At 30.2% G+C, this 19,125-nt stretch carries 23 protein-coding genes and 1 pseudogene; 2 read left to right on the top strand and 22 right to left on the bottom strand.

The features are described 5' to 3' along the window. Positions 1-24 precede the first annotated feature (24 nt). The 20 genes and pseudogenes from adhP to JQN76_RS06945 all read right to left on the bottom strand — a co-directional run bounded on the left by adhP (position 25) and on the right by JQN76_RS06945 (position 15,671). Positions 25-1,035, bottom strand: a complete 1,011-nt coding sequence (gene adhP, locus JQN76_RS07040; RefSeq protein WP_205397761.1) for an alcohol dehydrogenase AdhP — start codon at positions 1,033-1,035, stop codon at positions 25-27. A 498-nt stretch (positions 1,036-1,533) separates the two neighbouring features. Next, the gene (locus JQN76_RS07035) at positions 1,534-2,055 is read right to left on the bottom strand and encodes a YwhD family protein (protein WP_001788287.1); all 522 of its coding nucleotides are present in this window, start codon (positions 2,053-2,055) and stop codon (positions 1,534-1,536) included. 27 nt (positions 2,056-2,082) lie between these two features. Continuing rightward, the gene (locus JQN76_RS07030) at positions 2,083-3,378 is read right to left on the bottom strand and encodes an HD domain-containing protein (RefSeq protein WP_000180230.1); all 1,296 of its coding nucleotides are present in this window, start codon (positions 3,376-3,378) and stop codon (positions 2,083-2,085) included. 39 nt (positions 3,379-3,417) lie between these two features. Next, complete coding sequence (locus JQN76_RS07025; protein ID WP_000477504.1) at positions 3,418-3,894, bottom strand: GNAT family N-acetyltransferase; 477 nt, start codon at positions 3,892-3,894, stop codon at positions 3,418-3,420. 168 nt (positions 3,895-4,062) lie between these two features. After that, the gene (locus tag JQN76_RS07020) at positions 4,063-4,599 is read right to left on the bottom strand and encodes a flavodoxin family protein (protein WP_031928474.1); all 537 of its coding nucleotides are present in this window, start codon (positions 4,597-4,599) and stop codon (positions 4,063-4,065) included. Between the two features lie 210 nt (positions 4,600-4,809). After that, entirely contained in the window at positions 4,810-5,748 is a 939-nt protein-coding gene (locus JQN76_RS07015) for an aldo/keto reductase (RefSeq protein ID WP_000808902.1), read from the bottom strand. 269 nt (positions 5,749-6,017) lie between these two features. Then, positions 6,018-6,644, bottom strand: a complete 627-nt coding sequence (locus JQN76_RS07010) for a DUF443 domain-containing protein (protein WP_000923044.1) — start codon at positions 6,642-6,644, stop codon at positions 6,018-6,020. After that, positions 6,645-6,862, bottom strand: a pseudogene (locus tag JQN76_RS07005) (T7SS effector LXG polymorphic toxin); the annotation flags it as partial. A gap of 16 nt (positions 6,863-6,878) precedes the next feature. Continuing rightward, complete coding sequence (locus JQN76_RS07000) at positions 6,879-7,514, bottom strand: DUF443 domain-containing protein (RefSeq protein WP_000882123.1); 636 nt, start codon at positions 7,512-7,514, stop codon at positions 6,879-6,881. Between the two features lie 36 nt (positions 7,515-7,550). Beyond that, the gene (locus JQN76_RS06995) at positions 7,551-8,192 is read right to left on the bottom strand and encodes a DUF443 family protein (protein WP_000882182.1); all 642 of its coding nucleotides are present in this window, start codon (positions 8,190-8,192) and stop codon (positions 7,551-7,553) included. A 123-nt stretch (positions 8,193-8,315) separates the two neighbouring features. Further along, positions 8,316-8,945 (bottom strand): DUF443 domain-containing protein, encoded by a 630-nt coding sequence (locus JQN76_RS06990; protein ID WP_000923036.1) that lies wholly within the window; start codon positions 8,943-8,945, stop codon positions 8,316-8,318. 452 nt (positions 8,946-9,397) lie between these two features. Continuing rightward, on the bottom strand, positions 9,398-10,027 hold the full coding sequence (locus JQN76_RS06985) for a DUF443 family protein (RefSeq protein WP_000882138.1): 630 nt from the start codon (positions 10,025-10,027) through the stop codon (positions 9,398-9,400). A 46-nt stretch (positions 10,028-10,073) separates the two neighbouring features. After that, positions 10,074-10,715, bottom strand: a complete 642-nt coding sequence (locus tag JQN76_RS06980) for a DUF443 domain-containing protein (protein ID WP_001793603.1) — start codon at positions 10,713-10,715, stop codon at positions 10,074-10,076. A gap of 130 nt (positions 10,716-10,845) precedes the next feature. Continuing rightward, a complete protein-coding gene (locus JQN76_RS06975; protein ID WP_000882085.1) occupies positions 10,846-11,466 on the bottom strand; it encodes a DUF443 family protein in 621 nt (206 codons plus the stop codon). 22 nt (positions 11,467-11,488) lie between these two features. Further along, on the bottom strand, positions 11,489-11,605 hold the full coding sequence (locus JQN76_RS06970) for a hypothetical protein (protein ID WP_001788281.1): 117 nt from the start codon (positions 11,603-11,605) through the stop codon (positions 11,489-11,491). Between the two features lie 56 nt (positions 11,606-11,661). Beyond that, on the bottom strand, positions 11,662-12,291 hold the full coding sequence (locus tag JQN76_RS06965; RefSeq protein ID WP_000882146.1) for a DUF443 domain-containing protein: 630 nt from the start codon (positions 12,289-12,291) through the stop codon (positions 11,662-11,664). Positions 12,292-12,365: 74 nt separating this feature from the next. Continuing rightward, entirely contained in the window at positions 12,366-12,983 is a 618-nt protein-coding gene (locus JQN76_RS06960) for a DUF443 family protein (protein ID WP_000882168.1), read from the bottom strand. A gap of 87 nt (positions 12,984-13,070) precedes the next feature. Then, on the bottom strand, positions 13,071-13,703 hold the full coding sequence (locus JQN76_RS06955; RefSeq protein WP_000965161.1) for a DUF443 family protein: 633 nt from the start codon (positions 13,701-13,703) through the stop codon (positions 13,071-13,073). 3 nt (positions 13,704-13,706) lie between these two features. Then, the gene (locus JQN76_RS06950) at positions 13,707-15,104 is read right to left on the bottom strand and encodes a T7SS effector LXG polymorphic toxin (protein WP_000020804.1); all 1,398 of its coding nucleotides are present in this window, start codon (positions 15,102-15,104) and stop codon (positions 13,707-13,709) included. Between the two features lie 465 nt (positions 15,105-15,569). Beyond that, complete coding sequence (locus tag JQN76_RS06945) at positions 15,570-15,671, bottom strand: hypothetical protein (protein ID WP_001788276.1); 102 nt, start codon at positions 15,669-15,671, stop codon at positions 15,570-15,572. 57 nt (positions 15,672-15,728) lie between these two features. On the opposite strand from JQN76_RS06945, the gene hypR reads away from it, so the two are divergent. Further along, the gene (hypR, locus tag JQN76_RS06940) at positions 15,729-16,169 is read left to right on the top strand and encodes a redox-sensitive transcriptional regulator HypR (protein WP_001047239.1); all 441 of its coding nucleotides are present in this window, start codon (positions 15,729-15,731) and stop codon (positions 16,167-16,169) included. Then, on the top strand, positions 16,156-17,478 hold the full coding sequence (gene merA / locus JQN76_RS06935; RefSeq protein WP_000860587.1) for a hypothiocyanous acid reductase MerA: 1,323 nt from the start codon (positions 16,156-16,158) through the stop codon (positions 17,476-17,478). Before hypR ends, merA begins: the two co-directional genes overlap by 14 nt. A 51-nt stretch (positions 17,479-17,529) precedes the next feature. Here the strand turns inward: merA and JQN76_RS06930 are convergent, their stop codons facing one another. Both JQN76_RS06930 and JQN76_RS06925 read right to left on the bottom strand, forming a co-directional pair. Next, positions 17,530-17,871 (bottom strand): YuzB family protein, encoded by a 342-nt coding sequence (locus JQN76_RS06930; RefSeq protein ID WP_000798967.1) that lies wholly within the window; start codon positions 17,869-17,871, stop codon positions 17,530-17,532. Positions 17,872-18,047: 176 nt separating this feature from the next. Beyond that, positions 18,048-19,124, bottom strand: a complete 1,077-nt coding sequence (locus tag JQN76_RS06925) for a phosphomevalonate kinase (RefSeq protein WP_000616885.1) — start codon at positions 19,122-19,124, stop codon at positions 18,048-18,050. Position 19,125 lies beyond the last annotated feature (1 nt).

Raw genomic sequence — 19,125 nt, 5'->3', positions numbered from 1 at the left:
TATCTATATAGTCAGTTGATATTTTTAAAATTTAATAACCATTCTACAAGTTATAGTACCATTTTCCATTTCTTCAAAAATATCATTGATTTCTTCTAATTTTCTTAATTGAACTTTAGGTGTTACTTTATTTTCAGCAGCAAATTCAAACGCTTCACGTAAGTCTTGTCTTGTACCAACAAGTGAACCTACTACTTCAATACCATCAAGCACTAATCTTGGGATATCTAAGTTCATTTTATCAACAGGTAAACCAACGGCAACAACTCTTGCACCAGCTTTTACAACATCAACCGCTTGGTTAAATGGCGTCTTAGCAACTGAAGTTACCACTGTTGCATCTAATCCTTTGTTATCAGTTAATTTCATAACTTCTGCAACTGGATCAACATCTTTAGAATTAATAATAGCATCAGCACCTAATTCTTTCGCGAATGCTAATTTATCATCATTGATGTCGAAGGCAACAATTTTAGCCCCCATAACGTTTTTAGCATATTGTAAAGCTAGGTTACCTAAACCACCTATACCAAAAACACCTAACCATTGTCCAGGTTTTACATTACTTACTTTTACAGCTTTATAAGTTGTCACACCTGCGCATGTAATAGAAGACGCTGCTGCTGGATCTAATTTTTCAGGTACTTTCACAGCATAGTCTGCAGTAACAATAACTTGTTCAGCCATTGCACCATCTACTGTATAACCAGCATTTTTCACACTACGGCAAAGTGTTTCACGACCTGTTGTACAATATTCACATCTTCCACAGCTTTCGAACATCCAAGCGATAGACACACGGTCTCCAATTTTTAATGATTCTACATCTTCCGCAACTTCGATGACTTTACCAATACCTTCATGACCTAAAGTAACGCCTGTAACATCACCAAAATCAGCATTCTTAACATGTAAATCGGTATGACAAACGCCACAATATTCCGTTTGTACCAACGCTTCACCAGGTTTTAAAGCTCTTAACTTTTTGTCCTCAATACTTACTTTGTGATCTTTCGTTACAACTGCTGCTCTCATAATAATGTCCTCCTTATAGTCACTCCAGTATGTATGATATTAATTGGCTATTACTTTCAAAAAAGAAAACGAATAATTATAGATGTAATTTTTATTTGTAATAGACGCCAGATTAAAACATACTACTGTGACCTTGTTTTTAGTTAGATATCAACCGTTAACTTTTAACGTTTCCCTAGTTAATATGTTAAAAGAAATGACATAATCGATATGCTAACGTGTAATTTTTACTTCACATATATTTATTTAAAGATAATTTATAATACTCTTATCTTCACTCTTATTATAATGTGAATTAATTCACAAAGTATATAGCTATGATCAAAAAAATGTGTCAGTTATTCAAATTTTTTATTAACTACAGATTAATTTAATTTCAAAAAAATTAAAAAAACTCCCAATCAATCTAAGACATTATTTTCACCTCACGATTTACGTCGTCATTGAGAAATGAATCATATCTTTATAGATTAATTGGGAAATTTTAGTTTCTAATATTTAATTAAATGCTTGATGTAAAGCATCAGAAGAATGCTTCCACATACCTTCATCATGGTTCATTAAAAAGTCTTTTAAAATAGCTTTATTCTCGTCACCAATTTGATCTATGATAATATGATGTTTCATTGATTTATCCATCATATTAACATGTTCAGGCATACTTTTATAACCACGACGAATTGCTTTATTCACTAATAAATAGCACGCTGTTAAACCAGCGTAATATGGTCCTTGTTCATTACGTTCTGTTGTTACCCAACACAACCAATATTCTTTAGCTTCATCGCCTTCAACAGCAGCTTTATCAGTAATCCATTTCACACCTTTTTCAACTTTGGCACGAGCATGCATGCCTCCAATATCAATAAATGCTTCTTTGTTAGCAACATCGATAAAAACTGGTGCAATATTGTCTAAGCTAATTGAACCAATATTTGTACCTTTATGACCATCTAGAGGGTCATTTTTTATGATATTAAAATTAAAGCCTTTTTTCTCAGACAATGATATAACCTCCATATTTAACGATAACAATTTTAGCCCTGTTTAATTAAGCTCATTAATCAAATTTTCAATAGCTTCTCTAATTGTCTTATCTTTAATCTTTGCAACCATTTCTCTAGGATAATATAATTTATAGTCTTGGCGATTAATGCCTGTAATACTATGAATGACTAATGATTGATTGCTTATTTCTCTAATCGTACCATCTTGTCTTAATAAATGAATCGGTTTGCGATTTGACCCCGGTCGATCATAGTCATATGGCAAATCCGAAAATGCTTCACTCACAAAATAATAATCTGGATTAATACCACCTGCTTCAAACAGTTCTTGCAGTTCTGATATTGTAATAATTGAGCCATCAAATGGAATATATTTAAATAAGTCTCGATTAATAAATCGACTTGCTAAATCACTTAAAATAGCATCATCTTCTTTTGTCCATTTTTCCAAATAATACGTAACTACCGCTTCATCGAGTTCAACATATTGTTCAATCGTAACTGTCTCTTCAAAAAATGGAATAAAATCATGTGGATGCAACTTAAATTCATAGCCTTCATTATAAAGCTGTTTTGCGCGTTTCAAACAATTATTAAGCAGCACTTCTCCACCACGACTAACTGGGTGGAAGTAAATTTGCCAATACATTTGATAACGACTCATAATAAAGTTTTCAACTGCATGCATACCACTTTCTTTGATTAGTACTTCATCTTTAGAAGGTCGCATTAATCTTAAAATACGCTCCATATCAAAAGCACCATATGATACACCTGTGAAATACGCATCACGTTGTAAATAATCCATTCTATCCGCATCGATTTGTGACGAAATCATCGAAATGACCAATTTATTATGATGCGTTTTATTAATTACTTCCGCAACTTCTCTTGGAAACTCAGGCGCCACTTTACGTAATACAGCATTCACCTCAGTATCTCCAGTAATAATCGCTTGTGTGTATGCTTCATGGTCTGTATTAAATATTTTTTCAAAACTATGTGAAAATGGACCATGTCCTAAATCATGTAATAATGCAGCACATAATGCCAACGGTCTATCTTTATTGTCCCATGCATCATGACCAATAAATGACTCATCAATTAATCGTCTAACTATTTCATACACACCTAAAGAATGTCCAAAGCGACTATGTTCTGCTGTGTGAAAAGATAGGTACAGTGTTCCTAGTTGTCTAATTCGACGTAACCTTTGGAATTCCTTAGTTTTAATTAAATCCCATATCAATTGATCTTCAACATGAATATATCGATGTATCGGGTCTTTAAAAACTTTTTCTTCTACTAATTTTAAATCTACATATGCGTTAGTCATTATTCCCCTCCTTTTCGTTTAATATAATATTTAATTTACTTAAAATGCTTTGTACATAAGTGCTAAGTCTAACTTTTCGCCATACATTTCTGGCTCATAAGAGCGTAAGATTGTAAAACCTTGCTCTTTATAGTAAGCTACTGCTTCTTCATTTTTATTATCTACTTCTAAGTAAACACCTTCAAATTTATCTTCAAAACGTGATAATCCTTCATTTAACAATGCTGTACCATAACCTGTATGTTGCGATTCTGGTTTAACATAATGAGCTGATAAATATAATTCTTCACCGTAAATAAAGTTAGCAAAGCCAACGATGTCATTACCTTCTTCAACGACTAAGAATAATTGTTCTTGAAGTCTTTTCTTTAAATGATGTTCATTATATGAAGCTTCTAACAAGTGATTAACTGTTGTCGCAGCGTATATATTTAAGTATGTATTAAACCAAGCTTTAGTTGCGACATCTCTAATTTGAACAACATCTTTTTCAGTTGCTTGTCTTACCTTGAACATGACTTTCTCCCCTTATTAACAAGTTTTAATAACGGCATTATACCACAACTTGCTCAATACTTAATAAACAATGATTGTCTATTCAATTTATATATTTATATTTTCCGTTAAAATTAAAAATAAAAAATAACGAAGCAAAAAATCACTTCGTTTAGTATGAGGTATGTCTTATTGCAATATACTATTCCACTCAGTTGCACGTGCTAAGGCATAGTTGTCTTTCATGATGTCACCAGGCTTTTCAGCAGTTCCAATAATATAACCATTTAAAGTGGCACCTAAAAAGTCTAAACTATATTTCATTTGCGTAATTGCTGGCTTCGCTTTTATTTTTGGACAATCTCCACCAACTAAAATAACTCTAAAATCCTTTTCGGCCATTTGTGCCTTAAAATTAGGATATCGTTTATCTTGTAATGTTTCTGACCAATGTTCGATAAATGCTTTCAATGGTGCTGAAATGCTATACCAATACACTGGTGATGCAAAAATAATTGTATCACTAGCCAATATTTTATCTAGAATCGGCAAATAGTCATCGTCATATGAAGTAATAGTCTCTGCTGTATGTCTCACGTCACGTATCGGTTTAAACTGATGTTGTGTCACGTCAATCCATTGATACTCTAAATCTTGCAAAGCGAATTTTGTTAATTGTGCAGTATTATCGTTTGGTCTACTCCCACCAAACAAAACAGTAATCATTTTAGCCTAACCTCACTTTTGATTAATAAATATCTGTGTTTTTCGTTACCTAATTATACTATCATAAGCTTTGCCTACCGAATAGTAAAACGCTTACAACTTTTATATAAATTTGACGAAATTTCGTCATGCCTTATATAACGTCGTTTGTGATACGGGGCTAATTCATGATGAAATTAGATACATATATCACCATTAAATACAATTCATTTAGTCTTCAATCGGAAACAGTTCATCGATATATTGAATCTCATCATCTGATAAAACGATATCTGCAGCTTTAATATTTTCAACGACTTGTTCTGCACGTTTTGCACCAGGAATAATCACATCGATAGCTGGTCTCGTTAAATAAAATGCTAATACAATGTTCGCAATTGAAGTTTGATGTGCTGCAGCTATGCTTTCCAAAGCTTTTACGCGACGCACATTTTCTTCAAATACACCTGGTTTAAAATCACGACGTGTAGTACGATGGTCACTAAATTTAGTGTTCTCATCATATTTTCCAGCTAAAATACCGGATGCTAATGGGAAATATGGAATAAATGTGATTTGGTGATCAACACAATATTGTAATACTGCCTCATTTTCGCGATGCAATAAATTATATTCTAACTGTACAACATCAACGTAACCATCTTTATTTGCTTCTTTAAGTTGATCTAATGTGAAATTTGATACACCAATTGCTTTAATCTTCCCTTGTTCCTTAAGCTCTTGTAATGCTGCAACTGCTTGATCTTTCGGAGTGTTGTTATCCGGAAAATGAATATAATATAAATCGATATAATCAGTTTGTAGACGTTTCAAACTATTCTCAACTTGTTGTTTTAAATATTCCGGTTGATTGTTCTGATGTACTTCTTGATTTTCATCAAATTCATGAGACCCTTTCGTAGCAATTTTAATTTGCTCTCGCGGATATTCTTTAACAACTTCTCCAACCAATTCTTCTGATCGTTCTGGCCCATAAATATATGCCGTATCTAATAAATTAATACCATGATTAATGGCTTGACGAACAACATCTTTTCCTTGTTCTTCATCTAAGTTCGGATATAAATTATGCCCACCTACTGCGTTCGTCCCAAGTGCGATTGGAAACACTTCAACATCAGATTTACCTAAGTTTACAAATTGCTTCATTAGACCCAGCTCCTTATCTTTATAACTTTTCCACTATCACACTATCATGATTTAATACAACTTCCAAATGTTAGAATTAGAGCTTGAATTTAAGCGGTGTAATAGGAAAACGTTATATAAAACTCAGTTAAAATAAGTATTGCTTAAATTGATATGCATATAGCGCGATTGCTCGTTGACCTTTAAATTACATGTACTTTTGAATCAGAAATTGAAAAACATTTAAGAACGACAATATTAAAGCCATTGCAAATTTAATTTGGTAATTTCTATTGGTTTTTAAGTATGACATGAATGTTTTTATCTATAATTAAAGCTATATTAACTAGAAAAAAACCCATTATAACTGCAATCCAAACAAAATATACTATTATGTTTTGATAACTCATTGATAATAGTGCATCTAGGAATAGCATAGTCAATCCGCCAAATAAAATATATCCAAATAATGTGAAACAAACATTTTTTAGTGTAGGTATTAAAAAAATTTTTGACCTTTTATTTTTAGTATTATAAATATTTAAAGATGATTTTTTAATTAGGCGTACATAAAATATTAAAATCCCTATAAATGTGATGCAACATATGGCAATAACTAATTTTTTATCAAGTTGAATGTCAAGTAAATGTGTATATTTTCTTAATGCAACTCCCAGCAAAGCAGAGCTACCTGCAACTGGCCAAAAAACATTCTTTTTAGCAGGTTTAACAATATTTAAGTTTTCAAACTCTTCTCTACTAATTTTGACGTATTCTTTTGGGATGAACCAATTAATAAAAGGAAAAAATAAACTAATCCAAGTGCTTATTATATCGACCATTAAGTATTCATCATTATATTTAATAATTCTATATTTTGGGTTTTTATTGATGATTTTAGATTCGCATAGCAACATTTACCAGCTCCATTTCTTAGGGCTTATATGATTAGAAATACTTTTTGAAGCTTCACCATGACATTTTCAACACCATCTACTGTTTTTTCTGCAGATTTTTCTACGGCATCTATACCAACGTCTAGTTTATGTCCTATCCAATCGTTTTTATCTTTTATTCCAAATTCATTTTTTTGATTGGTCCAATATACAAGTATTGCCGAAATAGAACCTGCAGTAAATCCAGCTAAACCATCATTTTTCCACCGTGTTAGTTTTAGATAATACATAAATTTTTTTGTCAATAATCGATGACATGTTTAACAGAAAGAAACCTGCAGTCATTACCAACCAACCAATAAAGCCTATTATATTTTGAGGATTTAAAGTTAATAACATACTTAGAGCCATTATTGAAAGACCGCCAAATAAAAAATAATAAAATATTGTGAAACAAAAGTTTTTTAATGAAGGAAATAAAATTATTTTCCCTTTACTAGAGTTATTATTATAAATTTCCAACCTTAGCTTACGATTCAGAAATAAAAAAAGTATTAAAACACCCAGAAATATTGCACAACATATTACAATCACCATGTTTTTCTCTAATTGAATATTAAGTGAAGGAATATATTTTCTAAACGTAACTCCGAACAAAATAGTACTACCTGCAACTGGCCAAAAAGCTTTATTTTTAACAGGTTTGACAATGTTTAAATCGTCAAATTCTTTTTTACTGATTTTGACATATTTTTTTGGAATTAACCAATTAATCATAGGAAGAAATAAAGTTAACCAGGTACTTACTAAATCAATCATTAAATATTCATCACCATATTTAATAACTCTATACTTAGGATTTTTGTTGATAACTTTAGATTCACATAGCAATATTTATCACTACCATTCCTTTGTTTATTATTCCTATTAAAACTTTTCAATTCCATTTGATTTAAATAATACATGAACTTTATTGTCATATAGTGAGCACATATTTAAAAATAAGAAAAACAAAAATATTACAAACAAAGTTATAAATAATATTATATTTTGAACTTCAATCGTCAATAACATATAAATAGTAAAGAATGAACCACCACCTAAATAAATATATAAAACTATTGATAAACAAAGACTCTTTAAAGTGGGAAATATGATTATCTTATTGCTTTTATTTTTGTTTTCATTATAGATTTGTAACTTTAACTTTTGATTTAAATATAAAAAAAACAGAAAAATACCTAGTATTATGATGCAACAAATTAAAATTACTATACTATATTCATATTTAACGATAAATAAATGGGAATACCTTCTTAACATAACACCAAATAAGACCGTACTTCCTGCCACTGGCCAAAAAGAATTGATTTTAGCTGTCTTCACAATGTTTAAAGTTTCAAAATCTTTTTCGCTGATTTTGACGTACTTTTTTGGAATCAGCCAATTAATCATTGGGAAAAAGAGTGCTAACCATGTACTTACTAAATCAATCATCAAATATTCATCTTTGTATTTGATAATTCTATATTTGGGATTCTTATTAATATTTTCAGTTTCACAAAGCAATGTCTCCACTTCTTTTCAATTGGTTTTATATTGATACACTTTCATATACATTAGAAGTCATTTAAATTCTACTAGCGTCTTAAAAGGATTGTGTCGACAACATTTAGAATATTTTAAATGTAATCAATTATTTTTCATTATAACGCGAACTTTTTCATTACCTATCGAAGTCATATTTAACAAAAAGAAAAGCATTGTCATCATAATCCAATAAATAAATATTATTATATTTTGAGGTTCGATTGTCATAAGGGCAATTAATGAAAATATTGAAAAACTTCCAGCGAAAATATATCCGAAAACTAAAAAACAGCCAAGTTTAAACGTTGGTATTAATATAACTCTCTTATTTTTTTCAATATTTGTATCAAACACTTTTAACTTAAGCTTTCTATTTAAGTTAAAATAAAAAACTATAACACAAATTAAAGCGAGAGCACACAATATCATTACAACTAGCTTATCTAATTGAACATCAAAAACATGTATGTATTTCCTTAAAGTAACTCCAAACAAAACCGAACTTCCTATAACTGACCAGAAAACATTATTTTTATTTGGTTTAACAACATTTAAATTTTCAAATTCTTCTTCGCTAATTATCGCGTACTTTTTTGGAATGAACCAATTAATGAAAGGAAAAAAGTACACGAACCAAGTGCTTACTAAATCGACTAATAAGTATTCACCGTTATGTTGAATGACTTTGTATTTCGGATTTTTATAAATGACTCTGACATCGCAAAGCAACATTTACCACTCCCGTTTCATTAGTTTTAAATGATCCCCAATACTTTTTGTACCTTCACCAACTATCGTTCCAACACTATCTACAGCTTTTTCTGTGGTATTTTTAAACAGCGTCTATTTAATGTCTTATCCAATTAGTTTTATCTCTTAATCCAAATTTATTAGTATGAAAAGTCCAATTTTTAAGAATTGTCTAAACAGATTCCGCAACAAAACCAGCTAAAACCGTCCATACTATTGGATTAAAAACGCCAATGTTATAAGAGCTATCATACAAAATAACACGCTCTATATTTCATTTTTAAATTAAAACAGTTTTTTCCTTTATCAATCACAATGGGCATTTTCACTTGGTATATTCAAACATTACTATCTATTTTCCTGATTTAAGATATGATTATATTTTTTTGAACCACCGTTTAAATATGCGATACTACCAATTTCGATCATTTTTACTACTCGTTTATTCTTAAAATAACATGAACATTTTTATTACCTATCGAAGCCATATTCACTAAAAAGAAAAACATCGTGATAATAACCCAAGTTAAAAATATTATTATATTTTGTGACTCTGTCGTCAAAAGAATGGTTAAAGTAAATATTGAAGCGCTTCCTAAAAAAAAGTACGCAAAAACTATTAACAATCCTTGTTTGAAAGTCGGTATTAATACAACTCTATTCTTATTAACCACGTTGGTATTAAAAATTTTTAATGTTAATTTTTTATTTAGATAAAAATAAAAAATTAACATCCCTATTAACATGATAAAAAATACAGTGATTGCTAGTTGTTTTTCAAACTGAACATTAAAGAAGTTACCGTACTTTCTCAATATAATTCCAAATAGAACTGAACTTCCTGCAACCGGCCAAAAAACATTATTTTTAACAGGCTCGACTATATTTAACCTTTCAAATTCATTTTCGCTAATTTTTGCGTATTTTTTGGGCAAAAACCAATTAATCATAGGGAAAAAATAAGTAATCCAAGTACTTACTAAATCGACCATGAAATATTCATTATTATATCTAATAACTCGATATTTAGGATTTTTATAAATTTGTCTAGATTCACAAAGCACTGTTTACCACCCCTAATTAACAATTGAAAACTAACTAAATTTGTAACTATTTATTAGACTTTAAGAATATATGTACTTTTTTATCTATAATTGAATGCATATTCATAAACATAAATAGCATAGTCATGAAAAGCCAAGAAACATATAAGATTAAATTTTGCACATTTTCAAATACCAACAAGTAAAATGCCCCATAAGACATGAAACCAGTAAATAGGTAATAAAAAATTGTGAAACAAATATTTTTAAAGGAGGGTAATAATCTTAATTTAAGTTCATTATTTTTACTTTCATTATAAATATTTAATGTTAATTTCTTATTTAGATAACAATAAAAAAATATAATCTCTAAAAACCCAATGAAACAGCTGCTCCAAACAATTAGTTCTTCTAATTGAAAATCAAATAAATAAGTATTTCTTCTTACAGTACCACCAAGTAACACAATACCCGCGAATATGGTCCATCCTATCGATTTATTTTTAACTGGTTTGACAATATTTAATTTTTCATAATCATTCTTAGTGATTTTGACATATGTTTTCGGTATGAGCCAGTTAATAAATGGAAAGAAGAAGACAATCCAATTACTTGCCAAATCAATCATTAAATATTCACTATCGTATTTGATTATTCGATATTTAGGGTTTTTATTAATAACTTTAGATTCGCAAAGCAATGTCTCCACATCCCTTTAATTTTATGTGTAATACATTTTTCGATACTTCAAAAGACATTCAAATACTATCAAGTTACTGTCATCAAAGGTTTTATTAACTGATATTTTCATATTTTTAATCTGAATTTAGTACTTTCACTTAATTTTTAAGTATGACATGAATGTTTTTATCTATAATTAAAGCTATATTCACTAGAAAAAAACCCATTATTGCTGTAATCCAAGCAAAATATACTATTATGTTTTGATAACTCATTGATAATAGAGCATATGAGAAAATCACTGTCCATAAAATAAAAAAAGCATATCTAAACAATGTTAAACAAAAATTTTTTAGTGTTGGTATTAAGATAATTTTTGACCTTTTATTTTTAGTATTATAAATATTTAAAGATGATTTTTTAATTAGGCGTACATAAAATGTTAAAATCCCTATAAATGTGATACAACATATAGCAATAACTAATTTTCTATCAAGTTGAGTGTCAAGTAAATGTGTATACTTTCTTAATGTAACTGCGAATAAAGTAGAGATACCTGCAACTGGCCAAAAAACATTCTTTTTAGCAGGTTTCACAATATTTAAATTTTCAAACTCTTCTCTACTAATTTTGACGTATCTTTTGGGGATGAACCAATTAATAAAAGGAAAAAATAAACTAATCCAAGTGCTTATTATATCGATCATTAAGTACTCATCATTATATTTAATAATTCTATATTTGGGGTTTTTATTGATGATTTTAGATTCGCATAGCATTGATTATCAATCCCACCTTATTCTAATTATTTTTTATTTGAAGCGTGGCTAACATAATATAATTAGTTATTAATTCACTTTTTATAACTTTGGCTGTTTTATTTCCCTGTTCTAAGATAGCTCCTCGATTTAAAATCATTGCTTTTTATGAACCAACATTTAAGTATCCGATACTACCTAAGTTAATCAATTTTACTACTTATTTGTTTTTAAAATAACATGAATTTTTTTATCTAGAACCGATGACATATTCAGTAGAAAGAAGCATGCAGTCATGCCAATTAAAGCAAGAAATTCTATTATATTTTGAGGGGATGAAGTTACTAACATACTCAGAGCCATTGTTGACAATCCACCAAATAATATATAAGCAAATAAGGATAAACAAATATTTTTAAATGTAGGTATTAATATGATCTTTTCGTTATTACTTTTATTTTTATCAAAAATATGTAACTTCAATTTTGTATTTATATATATAAACAATGCGAAAACACCTAGAAGTATCATACAGCATGTTAATATAACTATTTCTTTTTCTAAATGGATGTTAAGCAAATAGATATATTTTCTTGTTAAGGTTGTTAATAACACTGCAAATCCTGCAACAGGCCAGAAAGTATTATTTTTAGCGGGTTTGACAATATTTAAACTTTCAAATTCTTCTCTACTAATTTTCGCGTACTTTTTGGGAATAAACCAATTAATCATGGGCAAAAAATAAGCAATCCAAGTACTTACTAAATCAACCATGAAATATTCATTATTGTATTTAATAATTCTATATTTAGGGTTTTGATTAATGACTCTAGATTCGCAAAGCACTGTTTATCACTTCCACCTTATTCAAATTATTTTTTATTTGAAGAACGGCCAATACAATATAATTAGTTATTTATTCACCTTTTTATAACTTTGACTGTTTTATTGACAATGAGTGTTATATTCATCAAGAAAAACAACATTAACCCCATACCCCAAGCTATAAAAGTTATTAAATTCTGGTTTTCTAATGTCAGCAACATGCTTAAAGCTAATATTGACATGCCTCCAATCAACAAATAGCCATATAATATAAGAACAGCATTTTTTAATGTTGGTACTAAAATTATTTTTTGTTCTTCTTTTTTATTATCGAAAACTTTCAATTTTAATTTTCGATTCAGAAGCACAAAAAAGATTAAAATACATAGAAATACAACGAAGCATATAAATATAACCGATCTTTTTTCTAATTGAATATTAAGTAAGTGTATGTACTTTCTGGAAGTAGCACCTAGTAGGATTGTTCCTCCTACAACAGGCCAAAAATTTTTATTTTTAACTGGCTTAACAGTGTTCAGTTTTTCATACTCTTCTCTACTAATTTTGGCGCACCTTTTTGGAATGAACCAATTAATAAATGGAAAAAAGTATACAAGCCAAGTGCTTATTACATCGACCATTAAATACTCATCATCATACTTAATAACTCTGTATTTCGGATTTTTATTGATAATTTCGGTTTCACAAAGCAATAATTATCACTTCCTATTAATAACAAATTCACACAGCTATATTATCGTTTCTGTTTCTCAAAACACTTGTGCCCTTTTGTATCAAAATTAATATTTATATGACCTTAAATATATAACATGAATCTTTTTGTCTATTATTGAAGACATATTTATAAAGAAAAATAGCATTGTCATAATAACCCAAGCAATAAATACTATAATATTTTGGATAGATAAACTAATCAAAACATCTAAGAACATGATTGATAATCCACCACAGAAAAAATAAGAAAATAGCACAAAGCAAAGATTCTTGAATGATGGAAAAATCATAATTTTTCCATTGCTACTCCGATTATTATAGATAGATAACTTTACTTTCTGATTTAAATATATATAAAACACTAGAATACTTAATAATAAAACCGAACAAATGATAATAACGCAATTTTTTTCTAAATGAGAATCAGGTATATATATTTTATCTCTAAACATAGTGCCAAATAAAAGTATGCTACCTATAACTGGCCATAAAGCTTTATTTTTAACTGGTTTAACAATATTTAAATTATCAAACTCTTCTCTGCTGATTTGGACATATTTTTTTGGTATTAACCAATTAATAAACGGAAAGAACAAAACTAACCAGGTGCTTACTAAATCAATCATCAGATAGTCGTTTTTATATTTAATAATTCTATATCTGGGATTTTTGTTAATAATATTAGATTCGTAAAGCAAAATTTACCAGCTCCATTTCATAGGGTTTAAATGATTAGAGATACTTTTTGTAGCTTCACCAACACTATCTACGGCTTTTTCTGTAGATTTTTTAACAACATCAATACTATCGTCTATTTTATGTCCTACCCAGTCTGTTTTATCTTTTATACCATTCCAATTGCTTTGATATGCCCAATCCGCTGCTTTTGATACTAATGTTCCAGCCACAAAGCCACCTATAACAGCCCACCCAACTGGATTACTACCTAATAATATCGATGCACCAACTGTTACAACAGCTCCTGCTCCTGATCCAGCTGCAAGCGTCATACCATTATGCGATAATGCCTCTCCAAATGTTTTATCATCATTTGCAAGGTCATCATACATACCTATACCAAATCCTACACCAGCAACACCTTTACCTAGGTATTTTCCGCCTTTTGCAAATTTACTACCATTTTCTATAAACACATTACCTGATGTACGTTTGACTTCCACAAATGAATTTGGACCTGCTGGGCCTTTCACTCCACCTGCTGTATTGATAAATACACCGAATTTACTTGCATTTATACCGCCTTGCTCTAAAAGTGTTGAAGTGATATCTAATCCTATATCTCTTTTAATACTGTCTTTATTGTCATTTATATATTTCATTATACTTTTCGGGATATCGTCTTCTGGATGCTCTTTGGCATATGCCTTTATAACAGCAAAGTCTGCTTTATTTAAAGTTTCTTTCTCTGCTTTATGTTCAATTTTCCCCATAGCAACTTTCAAATATTTTTCATGACTTGCTTTAGCCCAATCAAGTTCTTTACCTGAAGGTATATTAAATTGATTTGTTGAAAAGTTCCAAAAATTCTGCGCTTGGGTAAGTCCTTGTTGGACAATTTTTTGAAATTCTTCAACTTCTTTAAATATTTCTGGTGATTTTTGATTAAACTCACGCAATTTGCGTAGCTTCTCTTCTAATTCATGTTTTTGTTGACCTAATGTTCGTATTATTTGTTGGTTCGATGAAATGGCTTGCTGATTATCGGAAGCATGCTTTTTCAAATTGTTATTCAAATTTTCATATCGCGTAATTTGTTGACTTAATGATCTGATATCTTCTTCAAGCTCTGATTCTTTTAAAGATATGCTATCAACCTCACTCGTATAACGTGACACAAAATTATCGCAAGCTTGCTTCGTTAAATCACTCAATGTTTTCATACTTGTTGATAATGGAATTAACACCGTACTAAAAAATTGCTTAGCTGACGTATACGCTTTCCCTTTAAGCGCATCATCATTAATAAATTGAGTAATTGCTTTTTCCAACGCATCATAATTTGAATTCATTGTTTGACTCAAATTCCCCACACTTGAAGCTTGGTTTCGAGATCTGTCTAAATACATGTCAATACTCATCGGCATGCTCCTTTTTCAAAAATATATGATTTTCAAACTATTTAAAATCAAATGCTTTTTACATCTACAAAGTTGTAAAATTTTAAAACTCGGCGATGATTATTTCTTATGTAAAGGAGTCTAGATGCAGGTAAATTGAGATAACATGTCGCCTTTTTTCTTATTTTAGCATATGGATATAATGGTGTCTTTGTATATTCGCAATTAATCAATAAAAATTATCTTTCAATATTTTAATTTTATTGCGACAACATCCTTAACATTAAATATATTAATATCTCAAAATATATTCACTATTAAAATATGTCATCAGTTGTTAAAAGTATTTCCTCATCATGCGAAATATCAAAACGTATCTAAAATACGAATAAGTTTATACAATCACACAACATCATCATTCAAAATTTTATTGCTCTCATTTTCAATATTCATTTCATATCTATCAGTTCATACATAATTAAAATTTCAATTGTGCAATCTCACCGTTAATGCATCAACTTTCAAACAATAAATCATCACAATAACCACACCTAATTCAACACTTTTCAAACATAAGTATTGACACATTGAGCAAAATGATTTTTAATTGCAACTAATACAGTTACAATTATGAGGTGAGAAACATTGAATTTAGAATTTAACATTGCCGTGCATGTATTAGCTTTTTTAACTAAGCATCATTCAGAAAAATTCAATAGTAGTTCATTAGCAGAATTAACTTGTTTAAATCCTGTTCAATTACGACGCGTGACGACTCAACTTGTCGATTTAAAAATGATTGACACAATACGAGGTAAAGATGGCGGTTATTTAGCAAATGATCAAAGTGCTGATGTCTCTCTAGCAACATTATATAAACATTTTGTCTTAGAGAAAGAACACCACACACGTCTATTTACTGGCGACGAAGGCAGTCACTGTCAAATTGCTCGTAATATTGCAACTACCATGTCACATTATCAGCAAGACGAACAGAATATCATTATTAATTTTTATAATGGAAAAACAATCAAAGATGTCATTGAAGACATTCAAAAGGAGGATTTATGTCATGAAAACATATGATTTAATTGTAATAGGATTTGGGAAAGCTGGTAAAACTTTAGCGAAATACGCTGCATCAACAGGTCAACACGTCGCAGTTATCGAACAATCTTCGAAAATGTATGGAGGCACTTGTATAAATATAGGATGTATACCTTCGAAGACACTTGTACATGATGGATTAGAAGGCAAATCTTTTGAAGCAAGTTATAACCGTAAAAACGATGTTGTCAATGCGCTAAACAATAAAAATTACCACTTATTAGCAGACGATAACAACATTGATGTACTGGATTTTAAAGCGCAGTTTAAATCTAATACTGAAGTGAATTTATTAGATCAACATGACGATATCGTCGATAGTATTACTGCACCTCATATCATTATTAATACCGGTGCTACCTCTGTCATTCCTAACATTAAAGGCCTTGATCAAGCTAAACACGTCTTCGATTCGACAGGTTTATTAAACATTAGCTATCAACCTAAGCACCTCGTTATTGTAGGTGGCGGTTATATCGCCTTAGAATTTGCTTCAATGTTTGCGAATTTAGGTAGTAAGGTTACAGTATTAGAACGTGGTGAATCATTTATGCCACGTGAAGATCAAGATGTCGTTGCACATGCTATTACTGACTTAGAAAATAAAGGCATTGCATTGTATACAAATGTTGAAACGACTGAATTGTCATCTGACAATCATCATACAACAGTCCATACTAACGTTGGTAACTTTGAGGCTGATGCAGTACTTTTGGCTATCGGTCGCAAACCGAATACGGATTTAGCTTTAGAAAATACTGATATCGAATTAGGCGACAGAGGCGAAATTAAAGTCAATGCTCATCTTCAAACAACTGTGCCGCATATTTATGCTGCAGGTGATGTTAAAGGCGGACTTCAATTTACGTATATATCTTTAGATGATTATCGAATTATCAAATCAGCGTTATATGGTAATCAGTCACGTACGACTGACAATAGAGGCAGCGTGCCTTATACAGTATTTATAGATCCACCATTATCACGTGTTGGATTAACTGGTAAAGAAGCTGCCGCTCAACATTATGATTACACTGAACATCAACTTTTAGTAAGTGCTATACCTCGTCACAAAATTAACAATGATCCAAGAGGTTTATTTAAAGTAGTCATTAATAATGAAAATAATATGATTTTAGGTGCTACATTATATGGTAAGCAATCTGAAGAATTAATTAATATAATTAAACTTGCGATTGATCAAAACATTCCATATACCGTATTACGAGATAATATTTATACGCATCCTACGATGGCCGAATCATTTAATGATTTATTTAATTTCTAGACAAAACATAAAAACCTGGTGGCACGCATTGAATGATGCTGCCATCAGGTTTTATTGTTGTGCTTTTCGCTTTTCTAATTTTTCTTTAAGCTTTCTATCTTGTTCTTCTTTACGACGTTTACGTTCTTCATGTCGTTTTCTTAAACGCTCTTCTTCTTCAGGATCACGTGGTTTCTTTAATTGTTGAGAAACTTTTTCGATTAATTCTTCTTCAGTAAGCGCAGCCAGTGGGCGGTTATTAACAAAAGTGAATGTTTTTCGGCGTCCAGGTCCACAATAAGATTGACAACCTATCACGATTTCAGCATCGGGATCTAATTTTTCCAACTTCTTTTGTAACGTTCTTATATTGACTGCCTGACATTCATCACAAATAAGGAATGTATTTTTCATATTGCTACCCACCTTTCTTTATCATATCTATATCGTCGATTTCATTAATTTTTTCGTTAACTCTATCTATTTTACTCTTTTTAATATTTTTTTCAAGATACGTAACACGGCTGACAATAAAAAATGGAGCATTTATCTTCTAATTAAATTAGATGATTGCTCCCCTATCAAATCATTTATTGCCCATGATAAATATTAAATTTTAATGGTTTAATACCATGTTTTGTCCATTCATCATAAATTTTTTCTTTATCTACATCTTTATTGATAATTGTAATACCACAGTCTCCACCACCAGCGCCTGATGTTTTAGATGCGCCGTGATACTTTTCAGCAATATCACACAAATATTTTAGCTTTTCAGTTTCTATATCAACTGTAGCTTCTTTATCCATACGTTGAATAATTGTACGATTCTGACGCACCATCTTTTGCACACCTTTAATGTTATTTGTTTTAAAAGCATGAATAAGTTTTTCAACACAACGATGTGAATCTTCTAAGAAGTCACCGTAAAATGAAGGATCTGATTTCAAACGTTTCACTTCGCTAACAAAGTGTGGTGATGACGCCGGTGAGCCAGTCCAACCGATAAGTACTTCCATATTTTCAGGTGCTTGTAATGGTTCGATGTGCAATCCAGGCCAGTTTTTGATTAAAACTTCTTCAACCGTAGTATCTTCAATTTGATGCTTAACCCATTCATGATCAAAAGTACTATACGCTAGCCATCCACTATATACACTCACAGCAATATCTCCGCATGAACTTAAACTTTGTAACTTCATATTTGCAATCACTGCTAGTTTATAAATGTATAAATTAGATAACTTCATATCATAAAATTCATTTAATACTTTTATAACTGACACAAGTACTGCTGCACTTGAACCTAATCCATATTTATGACCATTTGAATCATCTAAATTACTATCAATAGTCAGATGAAAATGCTTCATCGCTATATCGCAACTTTTCGCGTATTGTTCAAATATTTCAATAGCTGTGACCACATAATTTAATTGTTTTGCTGCATGTGGATCTGAAATGACAATACTATCTTCATCTCTACTAAATGTAACTGGGTTATGATGTAATGCTTTTGAATGAATGGTACCTTTATATTGGTCTGCTTCTTCAATAGTAGCAGTTACAAAACGATCTAACGCAATAAGTACAGATTTATATCCTGGTTCTGTTACAGCATATTCTCCAGCAATATAAAGTTTTCCGGGTGCTTTGACCTGAATCATT

Origin of the sequence: Staphylococcus sp. SM3655 (genome assembly GCF_016917315.1) — a bacterium.
Classification (GTDB): Bacteria; Bacillota; Bacilli; order Staphylococcales; family Staphylococcaceae; genus Staphylococcus; species Staphylococcus aureus.
Note: the sequence above shows the minus strand (reverse complement) of the source record. Positions and strands in the feature narration are given on the sequence as shown.

What these genes read in the sequence shown, in the direction of transcription:
- JQN76_RS06925 (WP_000616885.1), bottom strand. Translation starts at nt 19,124, where the DNA reads ATGATTCAGGTCAAAGCACCCGGAAAACTTTATATTGCTGGAGAATAT.
- JQN76_RS07015 (WP_000808902.1), bottom strand. Translation starts at nt 5,748, where the DNA reads ATGAAGCAATTTGTAAACTTAGGTAAATCTGATGTTGAAGTGTTTCCA.
- JQN76_RS07035 (WP_001788287.1), bottom strand. Translation starts at nt 2,055, where the DNA reads ATGGAGGTTATATCATTGTCTGAGAAAAAAGGCTTTAATTTTAATATC.
- JQN76_RS07020 (WP_031928474.1), bottom strand. Translation starts at nt 4,599, where the DNA reads ATGATTACTGTTTTGTTTGGTGGGAGTAGACCAAACGATAATACTGCA.
- JQN76_RS06945 (WP_001788276.1), bottom strand. Translation starts at nt 15,671, where the DNA reads ATGTGTCAATACTTATGTTTGAAAAGTGTTGAATTAGGTGTGGTTATT.
- JQN76_RS07030 (WP_000180230.1), bottom strand. Translation starts at nt 3,378, where the DNA reads ATGACTAACGCATATGTAGATTTAAAATTAGTAGAAGAAAAAGTTTTT.
- JQN76_RS06975 (WP_000882085.1), bottom strand. Translation starts at nt 11,466, where the DNA reads ATGCTATGCGAATCTAAAATCATCAATAAAAACCCCAAATATAGAATT.
- JQN76_RS06970 (WP_001788281.1), bottom strand. Translation starts at nt 11,605, where the DNA reads ATGATTTTAAATCGAGGAGCTATCTTAGAACAGGGAAATAAAACAGCC.
- JQN76_RS07025 (WP_000477504.1), bottom strand. Translation starts at nt 3,894, where the DNA reads ATGTTCAAGGTAAGACAAGCAACTGAAAAAGATGTTGTTCAAATTAGA.
- JQN76_RS06950 (WP_000020804.1), bottom strand. Translation starts at nt 15,104, where the DNA reads ATGAGTATTGACATGTATTTAGACAGATCTCGAAACCAAGCTTCAAGT.
- merA (WP_000860587.1), top strand. Translation starts at nt 16,156, where the DNA reads ATGAAAACATATGATTTAATTGTAATAGGATTTGGGAAAGCTGGTAAA.
- JQN76_RS07010 (WP_000923044.1), bottom strand. Translation starts at nt 6,644, where the DNA reads ATGTTGCTATGCGAATCTAAAATCATCAATAAAAACCCAAAATATAGA.
- JQN76_RS06930 (WP_000798967.1), bottom strand. Translation starts at nt 17,871, where the DNA reads ATGAAAAATACATTCCTTATTTGTGATGAATGTCAGGCAGTCAATATA.
- JQN76_RS06990 (WP_000923036.1), bottom strand. Translation starts at nt 8,945, where the DNA reads ATGTTGCTTTGCGATGTCAGAGTCATTTATAAAAATCCGAAATACAAA.
- adhP (WP_205397761.1), bottom strand. Translation starts at nt 1,035, where the DNA reads ATGAGAGCAGCAGTTGTAACGAAAGATCACAAAGTAAGTATTGAGGAC.